Raw genomic sequence first — 20476 nt, forward strand, 5'->3', positions numbered from 1 at the left:
AAGTAAAAAAAACTTGTCAACTTATTTTACAATAGTTTAACATATTAGGTATTGAAAAAATAAAAAATCTGTGAAATTGCAAAAAAGTTTGTATTGTATTAACTAAGTTAAGCTATACATCGCTATAGGATATTTTTATACAATAGTTGATTGTAGACCATAGAATAAAAAGTAATTTTACATAAAAAATTATCTATTTTGCTTTGATAAATATTAAATTTAATAAGGAAAAATTATGTCAAACAGCTATCAAAATGAAGTTCCTCCTGCTCGTGTCAATATTCATTTAGATCTCCACACTGGTGGGGCTAAAAAGAAAATTGAATTACCACTAAAAATTTTATCGATTGGTGATTATGGTCGTGGTAAAGATAAACGTTCATTATCCGAAAAAGAAAAAATATCAATTAATAAGAATAACTTTGACGCCGTCCTAAAAGATTTTCGACCTGAAGCAACAATTAGTGTTCCTAATACCCTTGCTGATGATGGTAGTGAAATTAGTATTAATCTAGCATTTGAATCAATGAGTGATTTTTCACCCGAACAAATTGCTAAGAAAATCCCACAACTTCGATCGTTACTCGCTATGCGTAATTTATTAAGAGATTTAAAGTCAAATTTGTTGGATAACGCTACACTTCGGTATGAACTTGAAAAAATCGTGAAAGATGAACAACTATCTGATGAACTTCGTGCTGAATTAGAATCAATTGTATCTCAAAGCATTAAATAGATATTTTTAATAAATCAGTTTAGCAAATTTCAAAACAGGATCGCTGTTTTAATGGCAATATAAGGGAAGAGTTATGACCATACAAAAGGAACAAAAAAATACGAGTAAAATTGAGTTAGACGATAATGGTAGTGTTTACCAGTCTTTATTTAACAAAATCAATTTAAACCCGATTGAAAAAGCAGGTGGAATAGATAAATATGATGACAATGACGTCTTGTCAGAGTCTTCACTAGATGAGCGTGTTACAATGGCTGTTAACATTTTGCTTAAATTGATTCAAAATTCCTCTCAAAAAATTGAAAAATTGGATAAACATTTATTGGATTATCATATTAGCCAAATAGATCAGAAATTGAGCCGTCAACTTAATGCTATTATGCATAATGAAACATTTCAAGAAATTGAAGCAACATGGCGAGGGTTGAAGTTTCTCGTCAACCGGACTGATTTTCGTCGCAATGTAAAAATTGAATTATTAGATGTATCAAAAGAAGAACTTCGTCAAGATTTTGAGGATGCACCAGAAATTATCCAAACAGGTTTTTATCGACATACTTATATTCAAGAATATGACACTCCAGGTGGAGAACCAATCGGTGTAACAATTTCAAATTATGAATTCGATCGTGGTCCACAAGATATTGCTTTATTACGCAATATCTCAAAAGTTTCAGCTGCAGCACATATGCCATTCATGGGTTCAGTCGGCCCTAAATTCTTTGGTAAAGAGACCATGGAAGAAGTGGCTGCAATAAAAGATATTGCTAACTATTTCGATCGTGCAGAGTATACAAAATGGAATAGTTTCCGTAATACAGACGACTCTCGTTATGTGGGGCTTACATTACCAAGAGTATTAGCGCGTTTACCTTATGGTCCTGATACTGTGCCTGTACGTAGCTTTAACTTCATTGAGGACGTTAAAGGCCTTGATCATAACCGTTATTTATGGGCTAATGCTTCATATGCTTTTGCTGCTAACATGGTACAAAGCTTTATTCGCAATGGCTGGTGTGTTCAGATTCGAGGGCCGCAAGCGGGTGGACTGGTTGAGGATCTACCAATACACCTTTACGATTTGGGAATGGGTAACCAAGTTAAGATTCCAACAGAGGTACTTATTCCAGAAACACGAGAATTCGAATTTGCAAATTTAGGCTTTATTCCACTCTCTTTTTATAAAAATAGAGACTATGCATGCTTCTTCTCTGCTAATTCAACACAAAAACCAGCACTTTATGACACAAAAGAAGCTACAGCTAATAGTCGAATTAATGCGCGTTTACCTTATATTTTCTTATTATCACGTATTGCACACTATTTGAAGGTGATTCAACGCGAAAATATTGGTGCAACAAAAGATCGCCGAGTATTAGAACTTGAATTAAACAAATGGATTAGTAACCTAGTTACAGAAATGACTGATCCTAGCGATGAAGTTCAAGCTGCACATCCATTACGAGAAGCTAAAGTGATGGTTGAAGATATTGAGGATAATCCGGGTTTTTTCCGTGTTAAAACTTTTTTAATCCCTCATTTCCAGATTGAAGGAATGGATATTAATTTGTCGATGGTATCACAAATGCCAAAAGCCAAAGCATAATATCATTTATATAAAAACAGGGAGTGTTAGGATACATGAAAATCTTTCGACCTCTATGGAACGAAGGCGTCTTTTTGACGCCTCAACAATTCCAACAGCAAATATTGTGGAATCAATTTTCTTCACAAAAATTAGCCACTTTGTCGGTGGCTAATCCATGGGGCATTGAAAAACTGATTATTGATACGCAAGCACTGACGGTAGATCGTCTTAAAGTCGAATCAATCAGTATTCGTTTTCCTGATGGTGTGTTCATCAATACCGATGTTGCCGATAAATTACCGGAAATCAGGGCACTTAATACTGATATACCAGTTGAACTTGAAGAAGTTACTGTTTTTGTGGGCATTCCGTTATTGCTGGCTAATGGTGGAAACTGCTTGCAAGATAATCAACATCTTGAGAGACCGTTACGTTATCGACAAGAATGGATGGAAGTGACCGATCTGTTTGGTCAAAATGCTGAAACGATTGCCGTTGAACGTTATGCCTTGACATTTTTATTCGACTTTGAAGACCATAGCGACTATTTAACCTGTCCGATTGCAAAATTAAAACGAGATCTTAATGGCCAATTTGTCCTTGATTTTGGCTACATTCCACCACTAATGAATCTATTTACTCAAAGTGGAACATTATTAAAAGAGTTAGAGCTTCTCTGTGTTCAAATACAAGCAAAACGTCAGCGATTAATGGGTATGCGTCATGAACGCAATCAACAAATGGCCGAATTTGCGATAGCTGATGTTTCTTTATTTTGGCTTTTAAATGCATTAAACACATTTGAACCGCAGCTTAAATTCTTGCGGGATAATCCGACTATTCATCCAGAAAATCTTTATCAAACGTTAACCGCATTAACAGGTGCTTTACTTACATTTTCATTGGCGAATGATGTTGATGGTATTCCCACTTATCAGCATACTACACTCAATGACGTGTTCCCTCCCCTTTTTGGATTAGTACGCAATTTATTAGAAGAAAGTTTACCATCTCGCGTGATTAAAATTGATTTGGTTCATGACAAAGATACGTTATGGACAGGAAGATTAAACGATTCTAGACTGGTTGAAGATGCTGATTTTTATCTCTCTGTTCGTTCAAGTATGCCGGGACATCAATTACAGTCACAATTTCCAATTTTATGTAAAGCTGGAGCACCTGATGATGTAAGGCAGATTATACATTCAGCTTTATCCGGAATCCCACTAAAAGCGCTCAGTCATGTACCCGCGGCTATACCGATGCGTTTAGAAAATCAATATTTTGCATTAGATCTTTCACATAATGCGGCAAAAAATATGTTGCTAACACGATGTTGTGAATTTTATGTGCCGAGGGCAATGCCTGATATTTCATTGGAATTGTTCGCGGTTTTGCGATCATAGGATAAACATTATGAGTATAGAATCCCAAAAACTGGTTATTGATGAGTTACTAAGAGATTCAATCTTAGTGGTAGTACAACTAAAAGCCAAAGCAGATATTCCTTCTGGACATAAACTATACGAGCTTTGTAAACAGCAGATAATAACGGTTCGTGACAAATTGAATAACGCTCAATATAGCCATGATGTGATTGACGATATCAGTTACGCTTTATGTGCATTATTAGATGAAACGGTCTTGCTTTGCCATCGAGATAACCCTAAAAATCAAGATTACGATGAATGGTTAGGTTCGCCATTACAAGTTATTTTTTTTAATACCCATAATGCCGGTAATGATTTATTTGAAAAAATTCGAACACGATTGAAAGCGGATATAAAAGAGATGTTAGTGTTGAGTTGTTTTGATCGAGTATTAGGATTAGGATTTCAAGGGCGTTATCTTGATAAACCTCAAATAGAACGAGAGCACCTCATTTTAGCATTGCGCGAAGCTGTTCGCGAATATGAACCCGAACAATCTCACCCGATAATTGAGTATACACAAACTTATCGGTATTGGGGACGAAAAACCCTTTTATTATCTTGCACTGCATTATCAGTTGTTGTTGTTGTTGCGCTATATTTCATATTAAATCATCAACTTGATACATTGATTCAACAAATTGTCGGTTAAAAAGGAGTTTTATGAGCGATTACCCTAGGCGTATCGAGATTATCTACGCGGTCATATTAAGCTTATTGCTACTGTTTGTTTTCTTACCGATAACAATTGGTTGGAAGATGATTGGTTCCATCCTAGTTGTAGCAATTGCCAGTGGATTATTATGGCGAATGCAACACTACCGACGAGTACTTGCTTCATCAACAGCAAACATTCAGTTTTTGACACAAAAACTTGATTTATTACCAGCAAGACAACGTTATCGTTTACCAATTTTATTAGTAACGGGGAGTGCTGCGAAAGATTTTTTTCCTCACGATTTATCATTGGCTGAATCGAATGTGTTAGTCTCATCTGAAGCGGTTTGGATCTATGTTGATGAGTATTCTCATCTTCCTATAGTCTATGATTCATTAATCGCAAAATGGCCTGATATGTTAGGGCGGGTAGGCTTATTTCTTGCCCTTGCTCCAGAATTAGAAGATAAACAAGGATTATTGATCGCTAAATTGCAAGCATTTCGTCAATCTTGGGTTGACACATGTCGTATAGCAAAATACCAAGTGCCTGTCTATTTATCAACACATATTGGTTTTAACGATTTAATTTATGATGAACAAAATCCATTGCCGATTTACTGGTTTCAACTGGTCAATAAACGTCTATACTTACTTGATCGTTATTTATCACCTATTAATAACTGGGTAAATGACATCAAAATTGCTTCAGATGAACGAGAACGTCGTTTGAGAATACGACCTTTTTTGAGCGAAACTCAGTCTTGGATTGAACGTACTATATTAGCGACGTTAGTCGATTCAAAACAACCTATCGCTAAATGTGTACCAACTGCTATGGCGATTTATCCCACTAATCAATCGGTCACGAACGATAATATAATGCAGAAATTATGGGAAAGCTTGACCACATTGTCTCTCCCGAATACACATAAAATCCAAGAAGGCATCAGCCCGCCTGATGCATTAGTTAAATTTATGCCTATAGCGTACCCATTCTCGCCAATTTGTACGATGATCTGTAGTTTAATCATGATCACCTCTGTTTTTGTGAGCGGTTGTTTGGGTGCGTCGTTTTGGAATAACCTTAAACTTGCCCATCAGATACAAAATGATATTCACCATTACAGACTCATTTCTATGGAATCTTATGAAGAAAAACGGCAAGCGCTTGCACAATTAAAAGATGATATTTCCATATTAAATCAATATCTAGCGCAAGGTGAACCGGTTCGTTTAGGATTGGGACTTTATCGAGGACAACAGTTGGTTGAACCATTAAATATTGCAATGAGTGATTATATAGCAAAACCCCCAGAGCCTGAAAAAATCATTGTCAAAGAAACCGAAGTAGTGATCAAAGATCCACCTCCCGTTATACGTTTAGATAGTTTATCACTCTTTGAAAGTGGGCAGTCAAACCTAAAACAAGACTCAAGTAAAGTATTAATTAATGCTTTAGTAGAAATGAAAAAACAGATCAATGCTAATCAAGGAACAGGATTGCTTATTTTAATTACAGGTCATACTGATTCGACTGGTGATGAAAGCAAAAATATACAGTTATCATTAGAGCGGGCGGTTGCAGTAAGAAACTGGATCATAAAAACAAGTGATATTCCTGAAACCTGTTTTGCAATACAAGGATATGGTGCTAAAAAACCGTTAGTAAATAATGATACATTAGAAAATCGAGCAAAAAATCGACGAGTAGAAATTAGTTTAATTCCTCAAATGTCAAATTGTATTTTGACAAATGAACAATGAAAATGTGTAAAAAAACCAACGAAAGGAGTAAATACCATGGCAGTTCCAGCATATATGTTTTTAAAAGATGACGGTGGGGCAGATATTAAAGGTTCTGTAACCGTAGTAGGTCGTGAAGGTAGTGTTGAAGTGGTTGAGTTTGACCATAAAGTCTACATACCGACAGATGGCAATACAGGTAAATTAACAGGAACTCGTGTCCATAAAGCACTTGAATTTGTTAAAGAAGTAGATGCATCATCGCCTTATCTTTATAAAGCAGTTACCACTGGCCAAAACTTAAAATCTGTTGAAATTAAATGGTACAAAATTAATGATGCAGGGCAAGAAGTTGAATATTTCAATACTTTAATGGACGGTGTGAAAGTAGTATCCATTAAACCTGAAATGCATAACATTAAAGATCCAACCAAAGAACAATATAATCATTTAGAACGTATTGAACTGCGTTATGAAAAAATAACGTGGACTTACAAAGATGGCAATATTATTCACTCAGACAGTTGGGTTGAAAGTCGCGGCTAATGTCTCATTGGTTGATCCTGTTGAAAAACTGGTTCAACCATTATTGGTTTAAAAATGAAATAATAAAAGGAATAGTCATGATTGCGGATCCCTCTGTGTTATTAAGAAGACTAAATCCCTATTGTGCAAAAGCACTTGAGGCAACGGCTGTATTATGCCAAACACGCGCACATACGGAAATCACACTTGAGCATTGGTTATTAAAATTATTAGAACAAGGATCTGGCGATATTACGGTTATTGCAAGGCACTATCAGCTTGATATGGATAACGTTTGGCAAGGATTACTCAGCTACTTGGATTCAATACCGCATACGATTAATAAAAAACCCAGTTTATCATCATCGTTGATTGCTATATTACAGTCAGCATGGTTAAAAGCCTCATTAGAAGATAATGAAGACATGATTCGCTCCGTGCATATTTTACAGGCACTACAAACCATGCCTCATTGCTTAAAAGCGCAACAAGCATGGCCTTTGTTGAGTCTATCGGTTATCTCATTACAAAAAATGCGTTCAATGTTAGATCAAATGTCTGATGAAAATCCGAGTAATCAATATAGTTATTCATCAAATGAGATCACCGCATTACCCGATCAAGTAGATAAAGAGTTGCAATCGTCCGCTTCAAATACTCATTCTAAGCAGAATCATCACCAAGCAGCACTTAGTCGCTTCACTGAGGATGTCACTGAAAAAGCCAAAACCGGAAAAATTGATCCAGTATTTGGTCGTGATGATGAGATTCGACAGATGGTGGATATTTTATCCCGTCGTCGTAAAAATAACCCCATTTTAGTAGGAGAACCAGGAGTCGGGAAAACCGCACTAGTTGAAGGATTAGCATTGCGTATCGCTGAAGGTAATGTACCAACCAATCTTAAAGGTGTCAGTATACTTACGCTTGATCTCGGTTTGCTCCAAGCAGGAGCCGGCGTTAAAGGTGAATTTGAACAAAGGCTTAAAAATGTTATTGACGCGGTTCAGCAATCTCAAGTACCGATATTATTGTTCATTGATGAAGCTCATACTATCATTGGTGCGGGGAATTCTGCCGGTGGTGCAGATGCCGCCAATTTGTTAAAACCAGCTTTAGCAAGGGGAGAGTTGCGAACCATTGCCGCCACAACATGGTCGGAATATAAACAATATTTTGAGAAAGATGCCGCACTTGAACGGCGTTTTCAAATGGTCAAAGTCGATGAACCGGATGATGAAAAAGCTAGCCTTATGTTACGCGGATTAAAATCACGATATGCGCAGCATCATGGCGTTCATATTCTTGATGAAGCAGTCAAAACCGCGGTTTTATTATCTCGACGTTATATTAGTGGTCGTCAATTACCTGATAAAGCCGTTGATCTATTAGATACAGCATCTGCCCGTGTCAGAATGGGGCTGGATACGATTCCTGAATCAATTACAAAAATTGAAGCTAAAATTGATGCACTCATTATTGAAAAAGAAGCCATTGAGATTGATGTTTCTCTTGGTGAACCCGCCTTAACAACGCGTCTAATCGATATTGATAACCAATTAAGCCAATTACATAAAAAATTAACGTCCGCGCAAACTCAATTCGAAAAAGAAAAAAAACAGATTGAAACATTAATTGAATTACGAAAAAAACTAACACCTAAAGCTGATAAAAAAATACGCAAGCAATTGGCCGAAGTTCAGAAAACATTAACTGAACTGCAAGGTACTGCACCATTATTGTCGTTAGATGTGGATAGCCGCACAGTATCTTCTGTCATTGCAGATTGGACAGGTGTTCCATTAGAAAGTCTATTAAAAGATGAACAAAGCCATTTATTGACACTTGAGGACGATCTTCGTTTACGTGTAGTAGGACAAGATAATGCGTTGTTTGAAATTGCCAAACGGATTCGGGCAGCTAAAACAGGACTCACTTCAGAAGAAGCCCCGATGGGGGTATTTTTGCTCGTTGGGCCTTCGGGGGTGGGTAAAACCGAAACAGCTTTGGCACTAGCTGATACATTATTCGGGGGTGAACAATCGCTGGTTACTATCAATATGTCTGAATACCAAGAAGCACACACTGTCTCCCAACTCAAAGGATCACCTCCTGGCTATGTCGGATATGGTCAAGGTGGCGTTTTGACAGAAGCTGTCAGAAAACGGCCTTATAGCGTGGTTTTATTAGATGAAGTTGAAAAGGCGCATCGCGATGTGCTTAACTTATTTTATCAAGTTTTTGACCGTGGATTTATGCGAGATGGAGAAGGTCGGGAAATTGATTTTCGCAACACATTAATTCTTATGACGTCGAATTTGGGTAGCGATGAACTTATGGCACTTTTTGAACAAATGCCTGACGCAGATGTAGCTACACAGCATGAATTATTACGTCCGATTATTCGAGAACACTTTCAACCAGCACTGCTTGCACGTTTTCAAACTGTTATTTTCACACCCCTATCAAACGATTCACTACGACATATTGTGGAAATGAAATTAGACAAAGTAGCTTCACGGTTACAAAAACATTATAAAATCGATTTTAATGTGGGCAAACAACTCTACGATCAATTGGTTAGTGCGTGTTTATTGCCAGATACTGGAGCAAGAAATATCGATAGTATTTTGAATCAACAAATTTTACCCGTGGTATCAAGCCTTCTCTTGCAAAGAAATAGTCATCATCCTGATACAACACAAACATTAATTCTCGATTTTGATAAAAGCGAAGGCATTGTACTTGAGTGGGCAAAACAATCAAATCAGAAGGTAAAATCGAAAAAAGCACAGACAACTAAATCGACAAAAGTGGCTCCTTTGAAAACCATCAAAAATAGTAACAAACCAAAAAGCAAGATTAGGTAGATAAAAAGGGTATATTTATAATGAATAAATTTCAGCCCATTTTTGACAAATTAGGAAATGCACTATATTCAGTCAGTACATTAATGTTTAAAGGTTTAGCCCTTGCAACTGCCGGGGTATCAAAAGGCTCGATATTTTGTTATCTACAATTGGAATATCAATTTCTTTCAGCATTAATTTCGCTGGATAAAGGCCCCAATTTGGGTACTACAGATCTCCCTCTTTATCACAACCGCTGGAATTTAAGAACCAAGGCGGCAGTTGAAAAAACTCGTTTATTATTAAATGATGCAATAGCAAGAATGGATAACAAAATAACATTAGGCGTTAAGCGAATATTTCCTCAAGCCAAAGTAAATAAATTATTTTATCTAGGTTTTAAAGCATCAGAAGGCGATATTGGTATATCTAAAAAGATGGCCGGAACATTAAAATCAATGCGGATTGCCGTTGTTGTCGCAATGTTAGAACTCTATAATTTTAATAGTATCAGCAAAAGTAACCCCAGTTTAGATAAAGATGAATGGTTTTCGACATTGAAAATGTCTGCCGGATTTGCGTTAGCATCCGCGGGGGTAGAAGTGTTAGCCATGGTCACTGCCGTTTCAAAAGGCACACGTAATGTGATTTATGGTTTAGGTAAAGCACTATCCGGGGTTTTAGGTGGCATTGCCTCATTTTTTACTGCATGGCATGCTCTTGAAAGAGCAGATGAGGCAGAGAGTAATGAAAATAATGGCATTGCAGGATTACTTAGAGTATCAGCTTTTACTGGTTTTATCAGTGGAGTTTCGTCGACGCTAGCGGCTTTTTCCTACCATTTTGTTTGGTGTCGCAGCTTACTAACTACTCGGGCGATGTTTGCAATAATAAAAAAACTCGGAAAGGCCGTATTTGTGCGTAGAATTGCTTCATTTGCAGCACTAAGAATGGTACTTTTTAGACTTGCAGGGTTATTAGAAGTCATAACGTTAGTATTTGATATTGTGGTATTACTTGTTACGGATAATAATTTAGAAACTTGGTTAAAACGTTGTGCGTTAAGAACTGATAAACATTTAATGCCTCATAATAAAAAACATATTTATAAAACTCCGCAAGAACAAAGAAATGCCTTTAATCAAGAAGAGAGCGAATCTAATGATGCTATAACGTTCACAGAAGCGTTAGTATTAGTGGAGCAAGATATCGACGAACGAGGACTATTATATGTCTAGTGATTATCAAGTATTAAAAGGTACGGTGAGTCAATTGGTTGTAACTAATGAGGAAAAAGAGATGCGTTCAGACCATATCGGTTTAATAAACCTTATTGGAATTATTATACTCAGCTTCTTTGAGGTAATCGTCTCAACAGCATATATACTCGGCTCATTAACCAGTGGTAGCGTAAAAATAGCTGGGCAAGGTTTTTGTTGTTATATCGGTAGCAAATGGGTGGAAGTTAAACTGGTTGGTGTCGGTTTTAAAGACAGTGATTATATTGAAGTGATTGTCAAACCACAAAAAAATAATAGCTATAAAGCCTATGCCCTACGACTACCGCAGCAACATGCTTTCTTTTTTCCCGTTCTGTTGGCACCACATAAAAATGATGTTGTTACACGAAATGAAACATAGTCCAATAGTTGAATAATAGGACGGACCATTTCATTCACGTTTAAAGTACAAAGGTTATTGATAATAAATAAGTTAAGTAACATGGAGTAGTAAAAATGGGAAAAAATGTGGTTAGATTAGGTGACCCAACAACACATGGTGGAGAGGTAATTTCTGTTTCATCAACAATGACTGTTGAAGGCAAACCTGTTGCGTTGATTGGTGATCTAGTGAGTTGCCCTAAAAAAGGGCATGGTGTTAACAAAATTATTGAAGGATCTCAAACTTGCTTCTCCGATGATAAAGTTGTGGTAATTGACCAGTGTTTGTGTGAATGTGGTTGTAAAGTAATTTCAACCATTCACAGTATGGAGATGGAGTAATATCATGTCTTGGCCTAAACCTAAAGTGATGGACACGTTAAAACCACCTGTAAAGTTACATCTAGGGCGATGGTTTTTATTTTTTATAGTATTGATATTTATTACCGGCATAATACTTGCTTTGATGTGGCCAAATAGTGATTACAGCAAACAGTGGACATTTTGGGCTGGTACAATATTTATACCATCAATGATTGGTGGTATTGCGATTGGTATTCGTTTTTATCTCTATGGCCTAGCACAAGAAGAATATGAAATATGGCAACATGAGCAGAAACATATTGAACAAAATTGGCAAGCATGGGCAATGAAATCATTAGTGGTTCTTGATAGTTATTATCTTTTACCTAATCAAATAAGCATACAACAACTATTTTCAGGTAGTGCTGATTTAGAGAATCAAATCAATAAATCATTAGCATTTAATGATACAGTAGAACTCCATCAACGCATTGAAGATCTGTTTTTTTCTATCCATCATCAATTATCTATTATTCCTGTAACTGAGCCTATCAACATCACTGTGTATTCATCAAATGACGCTTACAATTATGTCGATGATGATATCCATCAAGCCTATAAAACAGTAAAAATAGTACAGCCTTATACTCTCACTCATCAGATTATGCCTTCTGCTAATCCCGACAAATTGACAGAATGGATTGACTCAACTCAAACTGGCTTACAGTTAGTGATTATCAATAACACTATTTCATCAGGTACCGCTTTCCTATGTGCTTTTTTATTGATGGATAAACAACATTATCTTGATTTAGCAATTGATATTGCAAAAAGTGAAATATTACGGCCAATGGTAACTGACGATCTATTTGTCGGTGTTAATCAGATGGTTGAGATACAACCTGCAACACATCAAACAAATCAACTATGGTTTGCCAACTTGGATCACAAACAAGAAGTCAATATTGCAAAACTGTTAACTGAATTGAACATCTCCCCAGAACAGATATATAAATTAGAAAGCCTCGCAGGTAATCAAACTGAACTTTCTTATTGGCTTTCATTGGCGCTAGGATGCGAGATGATAACAAAAACAAAACAAAATAATTTAATTGCTGCAAGAAGCCAAAATCAATGGCTATTTTCAGTGGTGACAGCAGTAAGCGAGGAATCATAAATGAAAAATAAATGGAAGAAAATTGGATTAATTTTCATTATATTATTGACCGCACTATTCTTCGCTGTTGGTCTCTTTTTTTGGGGAACTTGGTTAGGTTACCCAACAATAGGACAAAAAATTACCATTTGGTTACAAGCGATGCTATTGTTATTCGGCTTATTATTGACGCCGATCATTATTACAAACAGTCGTAAAATATGGGCTAAAGATAAAGCCAAGCGAGAATCATTAAACCCAATTGAACCTAAAAAATCTGAAAAACCACTGCCATTTCCCGAATTTTTAGAGATAAAAAAGCAGTGTCGATATCGTTCAGGATTGTTTTGGCGTTATAAAATTCGCAAATGTTTAGTATTGGGGTCTTCTTCTGATACTCAACAATTATTACCTAATTTGACAACTGAACTCTGGCAATTATGCGATGATACCTTAATGATTTATGGTGGTGATATTAAGGATGAAGTAAATATTTCATGGCTGCAAGCGTTAAAAAAACAGTTTTCACGTTGTATTCCTTTTTTACGAAAACCACTTGATGCGTTAATTATAATCCTACCTAAGCATTATCTTGACAATACACGACAACAACAATTAGCGCTAGAAAAGGATATACTACAACTGCAAGCTCTTAATAAAGCATTAAATTGGTCTGCGCCAGTTTATTTAGTTGCGGGGCAAAGTAGCGAATGGTCACAAGCAGGACGTATGGAACAAAGCGTTGGTCTGCTTTTTCCATCATTAAACAAAGAGACGATGGAATCTGTTGTGGTGTCGCTGAATCAATTGGCTAAAGAGTGTTGCCAACGTGGCGTAGAGCAGATTAAAAAAAATACCCATTACTCTTTTTTGCTTAAACTGAGTCAGGATTTAGTTAAATGTGATATCAATAACATTACACGTTATTTAACGTCGCTTATTTCATTCCCTTATTCTCCACATGTTCGCGGACTTTTTTTTACACCTGATCAGTTATCTGCGAAAGAAGATCAACCACTTTTTGAACATTATTTGTCAATGACACCTACATTGCAGTCAATTAGCGATGATGCTCAATTACAATTAGGGCAAAGAATGGGCGTTCAATGGGGAACTTTGTCTTGTTATGTTTTACTTATGTCCATGGCAGTGACAGGAGTGGCATTACTCACATCATATTTCCGTAATGCCTCACTAATTGATCATAGCCTTGAACTTGTTAAAAAAGCGGATGATTCTGTTACACAAGATTATGTCATTCAATTACAAACACAATATGAGTTGCAACAACGATTAGAACAACTACTTTATCGTCAGGAACAAGGTGCACCGTTAACTTATCGATTTGGATTGAATCATAATGATGTTTTATTAAATAAATTATGGGCTAGCTATCGAGTGACCAATTCGCGTAATATTGCTACACCATTTTATAATCATATTACCAACTACCTAACCCAGCTAACAGGATTACCGCCTAATGATCCAAACCGCATAAAATTAGTCGATTCGGCCTATGATTTATTAAAAGCCTATTTGATGATTAACCTTCCTGACAAAAGTGATGGGGTGTATTTGAGTCAATTTGCTACAAAAATATGGCGAGCACCTAAAGGCGTCAGTGATGGCGATTGGCAGCGGTTAATGCCAGAATTAGTTCGGTTTTGGGGACAAGCACTCAATTCACACCCTGATTGGGCACACCAAAATGATCCTCGTTTAGTCAAAGATGTTAGGCAGATTCTAATTAACAGAATTGGTGTTAAAAATGCTGTTAACACGCTTTATCAAGAGATAATTCAACGCGCAAGTCAACATTATGCAAATCAAAATCTGATTCAATTACTAGAAGGATTAGATAGCCGATTACTATTTTCCAATGATGTTGACATACCCGGTGTATATACTAGAAAAGCATGGGAAGAGACAATAAAAGATGAAATTGATGATGTCGCTAAATCACGGCAAGAGCAAATCGATTGGGTGTTAAGTGATGGTGAAAGCACATTAACAGAATCCATTTCACCTGAAACACTAAAACAACAACTTACAGAACGATATTTTAGTGAATATGGTATGGCATGGTTACATTTTTTAAATACTATTCAATGGAATCAAACCAATAATGTTTCAGATGTGATCGAACAGCTAACCCTGCTGGCAGATACTCGGCAATCTCCTTTAATTGCGTTAATGAATGTAGTCAAATACCAATCAGAAGTGGCTGATACCGGAGGCAGCTTGTCAGATAATTTACTACGTTCTGCCCAAGAGTTAATAGGTAATAAATCACAAACTGGGTTACCAAAAAATAATGATGCCTCAAGTCCATTAACGGCTATATTTTTACCCATAACCAGTTTGCTTAAAAATGACAATACAAATGGACTATCTTTGCAAACATACCTACTACGAGTTACTCAGGCTCGACTAAGATTGCAAAATGTCGTAAATAGTGCCGATCCACAATCAAGAATGCAAGAATTGGCAAAAAGCGTTTTTAAAGGTACTTCTGTCGATTTAACCGAAACGCGAGATTATGGTAACTTAATTGCGGCAAATCTTGGCGAAGAATGGTCTGGTTTTGGCTACAGCCTATTTAAGCAGCCGTTAGAACAATCATGGCATGTAGTATTGGCTCCAGCCGCAAAGAGTTTCAATAATATTTGGCGAGATTATGTTGTGAGTCAATGGGAAAAATCTTTTGCTGGGCGTTACCCGTTTAAAGATAGTGATAATGAAGCATCATTAGCTGAATTGGCTCGTTTTTTGCGCGCTGATACCGGAATTATTGATCGTTTCATTGCTAATGAATTAAACGGTGTATTAGAAAAAAAAGGCGGAAGCTGGGTTATTAATACCGCAAATGCACAAGGACTTAATTTTTCACCAAAGTTTATTGAGACACTTACATTCTTTAATGAAATTTCGACAGAATTATTACCATCGGGTGATGTCTCTTTTTCATTTGATTTAATGCCAAGAAGTGGCAACAATATTACTCGAACCGAATTAGTAATTAATAAACAGAAATTGGAGTACTTCAATCAAATCCATATATGGCAAAGATTTAATTGGCCTGGTGATGGATATTCACCTTATTCACAACTTAGTTGGAGCAGTGACACATCTGGACTGCGACTTTATGGTTATTATAGTGGTGATTGGGCATGGATACGTCTACTCGAATCAGCATCAATAAAGCCTTTAGATTCAAGTCGCTATGAACTGGTTTGGAAAGCGCCGGATCAACGTAAATTACGGTTCATTTTACGAACACAGTTAGGGGGTGGTCCATTGACGTTACTGAAATTACGTAATTTTACGTTACCACAAACGATATTTGAATAATAATTAATAAATAATGGGTTATTGTTATGTTTAGTCAACTATTGAGTCATATTTTTGGACAGCAAGATTCTAAAGAATCAATGACTCTGCAATTAAATCAACATTGGGCTGATTGGTTACAACCAATTAGTCTGGACAAGCCGGTTGGTGAGGATTTAACGTATTATGATTCTTTTCAAGAAATCAAAGAAGAAATTACCAAACTGTCAGGTGTTAATTACACGTTTATCTCAACAGAAAGCGAAATAATATTGAAACAAAACAGTAAAGATATTCGTGTTGCCACTTATTATTGTTTAGCTCGTTTACATCTCGATGGTAGCGAAGGATTTGCTGATGGTCTTGAGCTGCTCGCCGGATTATTGGATAAATTCGGTTCGTCAATTTACCCTTCACGTCACAATATTCGCAAAAATGCCATAGAGTGGCTTGCCAGTAGTAAGTTTATTGATGAACTCAATAAATTACAGCCAATTCCAGAGACGTGTTTAACGCGCATTATTGTCGCATTAAACTTGATTGATATCTGTTGCGAAGCGTTGTTTGTTAGTGAGGATCTTAATCATCCGATTAGTTCTCCCGATTTGACAGCATTGGTTAATTTTTTCACTAATGAACTAAAACAACCTGTCAATATAAATAAATCTGAAGAAAATACCGCTTCATCGACGGCTTCTCCTTCTCCATTATCAGTACCAGATAGCGTTGATGGTGAGATAAAAATTAGCTCTCAACGAGACTTACTTGAACAAGCACGAAAAATGGCATCTTTTTTACGTCAACAACCAGAAGGCTACTTAGCCGCAGGGCGCTTTTTACGAGTTGTTCGTTGGGATACTATTCTTGATTTACCACCAGCTGATTATCGAAGTAGAACACGATTACCTGCACCAAGAACTGCGCTCAAACAACAAATCAATCGTTTAATTATTCAACAAGAATGGCTCCAGCTTTTTGAACGAGTCGAAGCCGCGTTTACGGAAAATGCTAACCACTTATGGTTAGATTTACAGCGAGCGACAATAATGGCACTGAAAAAAATGGGCGGACAGTATCAATCATGGGGTGATATTTATTTGACCGATATCGGCTTGATGCTTGAACGGTTAAATGGTATTGAACATCTTTGTTTTGAAAATGGCATGCCTTTTGCTGATGATGAAACATTAAGTTGGATCACTAACAATGCACGTATCCATCGTTTAGATGACGGTGACAGTATGGCCCCAATTTCCGTATCAGGCGAAAATGACTGGAATGAGATTGAAAAACAAGCGTTAGAACTCGCTCAGACCGAAAATTTAGAGAAAGCGTTTCAATGGCTGCAAAATTTACCGTCACTATTTTCTCCTAAACAACGATACTTTTTGCAATACACGCAAGCACGAGTCGCTGAACAATTTGGTGAGCATGATATTGCATTTAAACTTTTAAGTGGTTTAAATGAACAACAACAATGTATTACATTATTACAATGGGAACCGGAATTGTTATTTGATGTAAAACGATGTTTATTGCGATTAGTCAAACAAAAAAATCAAGTTAAAGACGGCATAAAATTTAATGTCTCCAATCAAATTGAATTACTACAACATGAATTAATGCAACTTGATCCAGCAAGAGCATTGAGTTTGATGAAGAGTCATTAATTATATATACAGAGGAATAATAACATGATAATGAAAGAGATAAATAATGGATGATTTAATTCTACGCTATTACGAATCAGAGATGCGCTATTTACGAGAAGCAGGAAAAGAGTTTGGGAAGATTCATCCTGATCGGGCCAGCCAATTGAATTTAGATCGTGTGGGTGACCGCGATCCTTATGTCGAACGCTTATTTGAAGGCTTTGCTTTTTTGACGGGACGACTACGTCAAAAAATTGATGACGATTTACCTGAACTTACTGAAAGTTTAGTTAATCTGCTTTGGCCACATTATTTACGTTTAATTCCCTCATTATCGATTGTAGAGCTTACGCCTGATTATACAACGCTGTCACGGCAAGAAATCATTCCTAAAGGATTGAAAGTGCAAAGTGAACCACTTGGTCAGGTAGGCACTAAGTGTCCTTATCGAACAACCCAAGACGTAATTTTGCAGCCCATCAAGATTAGTCAAGCTAAATTAGGGGTCCATCACGATGGACGAAGTCTCATCACCTTACGCTTAAGTTTTGGTGAGTTAGCTGATTTTGAACAGCTTGATTTGTCTAAGTTACGACTATATTTAAATGCAGATGGCCCTATTGCATCAACACTGCATTATGCCTTAACGCAACAGGTTGCTTCAATACATTTACGCTATTCAACCAATTCTGAAAATCGGATAGCAGTGCAAGGGAAAATAACATCGGTTGGTTTTTCTGATGATGATCGCCTATGGCTAAAACCAGATAACGCTTTTGCTGGATATCAGCTTTTATTAGAATATTTTGCTTTTCGTGAAAAATTTATGTTTGTTGATCTGCATGGATTAAATATTAATGAACTACCTGAGCATTGCAGCTACATTGATGTTGAGCTAGTTTTGAATCAAAATTGGCCAAGTGATATGCCGTTTGATCATGATAATATTCGTTTGCATTGTGTTCCTATTATTAATCTATTTGATATGGAAGCTGATCCGATTACTGTCAACCAGTTAGAGAGTGAATATTTACTGCGTCCATTATTGCGCCAAGATGGGCATGTGGAAGTTTATTCTGTTGAGCATGTTGAAGCCATTACCCGTAATGGGCGTTATCGTTATGTCCCCTTCACCAGCTTTAAGCATCGAGGTGGTATGTTAAGACATGATGCTCCAGAAAGATACTATCATACCCGAGTTCGCAAAGGTGCATCTGGATTACATGAAACTTGGTTAATTCTAGGCGGTAAAATTTGGGATAAAGATGAAGTACTTGAAACTGAAACACTATCATTACAAATAACCGGAACAAATGGTATGCTGCCTCGTAAAGCATTACGAAATGCTCGTATTAATGAGCTTTTGCATGCCCAAAACAGTATAGCCCATGTTCGAAATTTGTGTTCGCCAACATTACCTTGTTATCCGCCAACAGAAGATCGCTTTTACTGGCGAGTTTTGTCACACTTAGCACCTAACTATCTCTCATTAATGAATGCGGAAGTCTTGCGTGGAACTTTGGCATTATATGATTGGACAGATAACGAACTTAATCGCAGGCGGTTAGACGGCATTGTTAATGTATCTCATAGAATGATTAAGCGTATCGAAAAAGGGATGTTACAACGAGGTATAGAAATAGAAGTTACGCTTAATAGTTATCAATTTGCTGGTGAAGGCGATGTGATACTTTTTGGGGAGCTGTTGCATCAATTTTTTGCATTGTATGCCGATGTTAACTTATTTACCAAATTGGTTATTATTCTTTTACCAACAGGACAAAAAATTGTATGGAACCAGAGCAAAATATCGAAAACAGCCTTTTAATGCAAACACTTGAAAATGTGTTGCCAAAAACGAATTTTTATCGTTTTTGTCAGCTACTTGAACAGATGTACGCAGATGAACCGGTACTTGGTAGGTATGAAACACCAGCTGCAGATCCCTTGCGTTTTGCTCCGTCTATTGATATGTCTTTTCCTGCAGGTGAACTAAACTATATCGAAAGAGCGCCTTACGTAAATCGACCAACTACTGTAAGAACTCGATTTTTAGGATTATATGGAGTTGACTGTGCACTACCTCTTGGTTTACTTGATAATATCATCCGTCGTGAAGAAAATTATCAAGCGATGACTGATTTTTTAGATATATTTAATCATAGAATCATAACACAGTTTTATCGAATCTGGTTAAAATATCATTATCCGGCAAGTTTTTTAAGTGGAGGTAAAGATCCAATATCACAATGTTTGCTAGGATTGACGGGATTGGGTGTCAAAGGGGCAGCTGAACAAATTGGAGCACCATCATCCCGTTTTTTGGCATTATTAGGTTTGATCACACAAAAAACGCGGACAGCGGAAGGAATTATGGGGTTAGTACGTGTTTTGGTAGATGATGCAAAAGTTGTTGTCAATGAATTTTATCCTATTTGGCAATCAATCGATAACCCAGCTAAATTAGGCAGTAAGGAACAACTAGGTCTAAATGGAAGTGCCGTGTTAGGGTCTCGTTTCAGAGAGTGTAATCAAACCATTCATATTGCGATCACTCCACAACATAAAGAGCAAATTGTTGATTTATTACCGGGTGGGCAATTACATCATGATCTTTTGGCTTTGTTACGGGCTTATCTAGGTTACCAAGTTGATGCAAAAATGACACTCTATATTCAACGTCATTTTTTACCGCGTAGCAGGCTTACATCGAAAAATAGCCGATTAGGCCAAACAGCATCATTTACTAAGATCTCTGAAAATGGTGGAATTACTCAAGATGAAGTTGCTGTAAATATTGGACATTACTCAGGAATTGATTATGTTGCATAATAAAAAAGGAA

15 protein-coding genes are annotated in these 20476 nt (G+C 36.7%); all 15 read left to right on the forward strand.

All coding sequences use genetic code 11. The features are described from left to right. Positions 1 to 235: 235 nt before the first annotated feature. The 15 genes from tssB (at position 236) to tssG (ending at position 20465) form a co-directional block, all read left to right on the forward strand. Positions 236 to 736: a type VI secretion system contractile sheath small subunit gene (gene tssB / locus AC5LXI_RS12425; RefSeq protein ID WP_493442619.1), complete on the forward strand. Its 501-nt coding sequence runs from the start codon at positions 236 to 238 to the stop codon at positions 734 to 736. A gap of 73 nt (positions 737 to 809) precedes the next feature. Then, complete coding sequence (gene tssC, locus AC5LXI_RS12430; protein WP_493442620.1) at positions 810 to 2342, forward strand: type VI secretion system contractile sheath large subunit; 1533 nt, start codon at positions 810 to 812, stop codon at positions 2340 to 2342. Positions 2343 to 2377: 35 nt separating this feature from the next. Then, the gene (gene tssK, locus AC5LXI_RS12435) at positions 2378 to 3730 is read left to right on the forward strand and encodes a type VI secretion system baseplate subunit TssK (protein ID WP_493442621.1); all 1353 of its coding nucleotides are present in this window, start codon (positions 2378 to 2380) and stop codon (positions 3728 to 3730) included. A gap of 10 nt (positions 3731 to 3740) precedes the next feature. After that, positions 3741 to 4406: a type VI secretion system protein TssL, short form gene (gene tssL, locus AC5LXI_RS12440; RefSeq protein WP_493442622.1), complete on the forward strand. Its 666-nt coding sequence runs from the start codon at positions 3741 to 3743 to the stop codon at positions 4404 to 4406. A gap of 11 nt (positions 4407 to 4417) precedes the next feature. Beyond that, positions 4418 to 6178: an OmpA family protein gene (locus AC5LXI_RS12445; RefSeq protein WP_493442623.1), complete on the forward strand. Its 1761-nt coding sequence runs from the start codon at positions 4418 to 4420 to the stop codon at positions 6176 to 6178. Positions 6179 to 6214: 36 nt separating this feature from the next. Continuing rightward, a complete protein-coding gene (locus AC5LXI_RS12450) occupies positions 6215 to 6703 on the forward strand; it encodes an Hcp family type VI secretion system effector (RefSeq protein WP_086363291.1) in 489 nt (162 codons plus the stop codon). A 77-nt stretch (positions 6704 to 6780) separates the two neighbouring features. After that, positions 6781 to 9552 (forward strand): type VI secretion system ATPase TssH, encoded by a 2772-nt coding sequence (gene tssH / locus AC5LXI_RS12455; RefSeq protein WP_493442624.1) that lies wholly within the window; start codon positions 6781 to 6783, stop codon positions 9550 to 9552. Between the two features lie 20 nt (positions 9553 to 9572). Further along, complete coding sequence (locus AC5LXI_RS12460; RefSeq protein ID WP_493442625.1) at positions 9573 to 10769, forward strand: hypothetical protein; 1197 nt, start codon at positions 9573 to 9575, stop codon at positions 10767 to 10769. Next, a complete protein-coding gene (locus AC5LXI_RS12465; protein WP_493442626.1) occupies positions 10762 to 11172 on the forward strand; it encodes a hypothetical protein in 411 nt (136 codons plus the stop codon). Before AC5LXI_RS12460 ends, AC5LXI_RS12465 begins: the two co-directional genes overlap by 8 nt. A gap of 95 nt (positions 11173 to 11267) precedes the next feature. Further along, positions 11268 to 11534 (forward strand): PAAR domain-containing protein, encoded by a 267-nt coding sequence (locus tag AC5LXI_RS12470; protein WP_493442627.1) that lies wholly within the window; start codon positions 11268 to 11270, stop codon positions 11532 to 11534. A gap of 4 nt (positions 11535 to 11538) precedes the next feature. Next, complete coding sequence (locus AC5LXI_RS12475; protein ID WP_493442628.1) at positions 11539 to 12672, forward strand: hypothetical protein; 1134 nt, start codon at positions 11539 to 11541, stop codon at positions 12670 to 12672. Continuing rightward, the gene (locus AC5LXI_RS12480; RefSeq protein WP_493442629.1) at positions 12673 to 16002 is read left to right on the forward strand and encodes an ImcF-related family protein; all 3330 of its coding nucleotides are present in this window, start codon (positions 12673 to 12675) and stop codon (positions 16000 to 16002) included. It begins immediately after the preceding gene. Positions 16003 to 16028: 26 nt separating this feature from the next. Continuing rightward, complete coding sequence (tssA, locus tag AC5LXI_RS12485; protein ID WP_493442630.1) at positions 16029 to 17651, forward strand: type VI secretion system protein TssA; 1623 nt, start codon at positions 16029 to 16031, stop codon at positions 17649 to 17651. Positions 17652 to 17697: 46 nt separating this feature from the next. Then, entirely contained in the window at positions 17698 to 19461 is a 1764-nt protein-coding gene (gene tssF / locus AC5LXI_RS12490) for a type VI secretion system baseplate subunit TssF (protein WP_493442631.1), read from the forward strand. Next, entirely contained in the window at positions 19425 to 20465 is a 1041-nt protein-coding gene (gene tssG, locus AC5LXI_RS12495; protein ID WP_493442632.1) for a type VI secretion system baseplate subunit TssG, read from the forward strand. The genes tssF and tssG overlap by 37 nt, the downstream gene beginning before the upstream one ends. Positions 20466 to 20476: the final 11 nt, after the last annotated feature.

This window comes from Gilliamella sp. LMG 34361 (genome assembly GCF_984569075.1).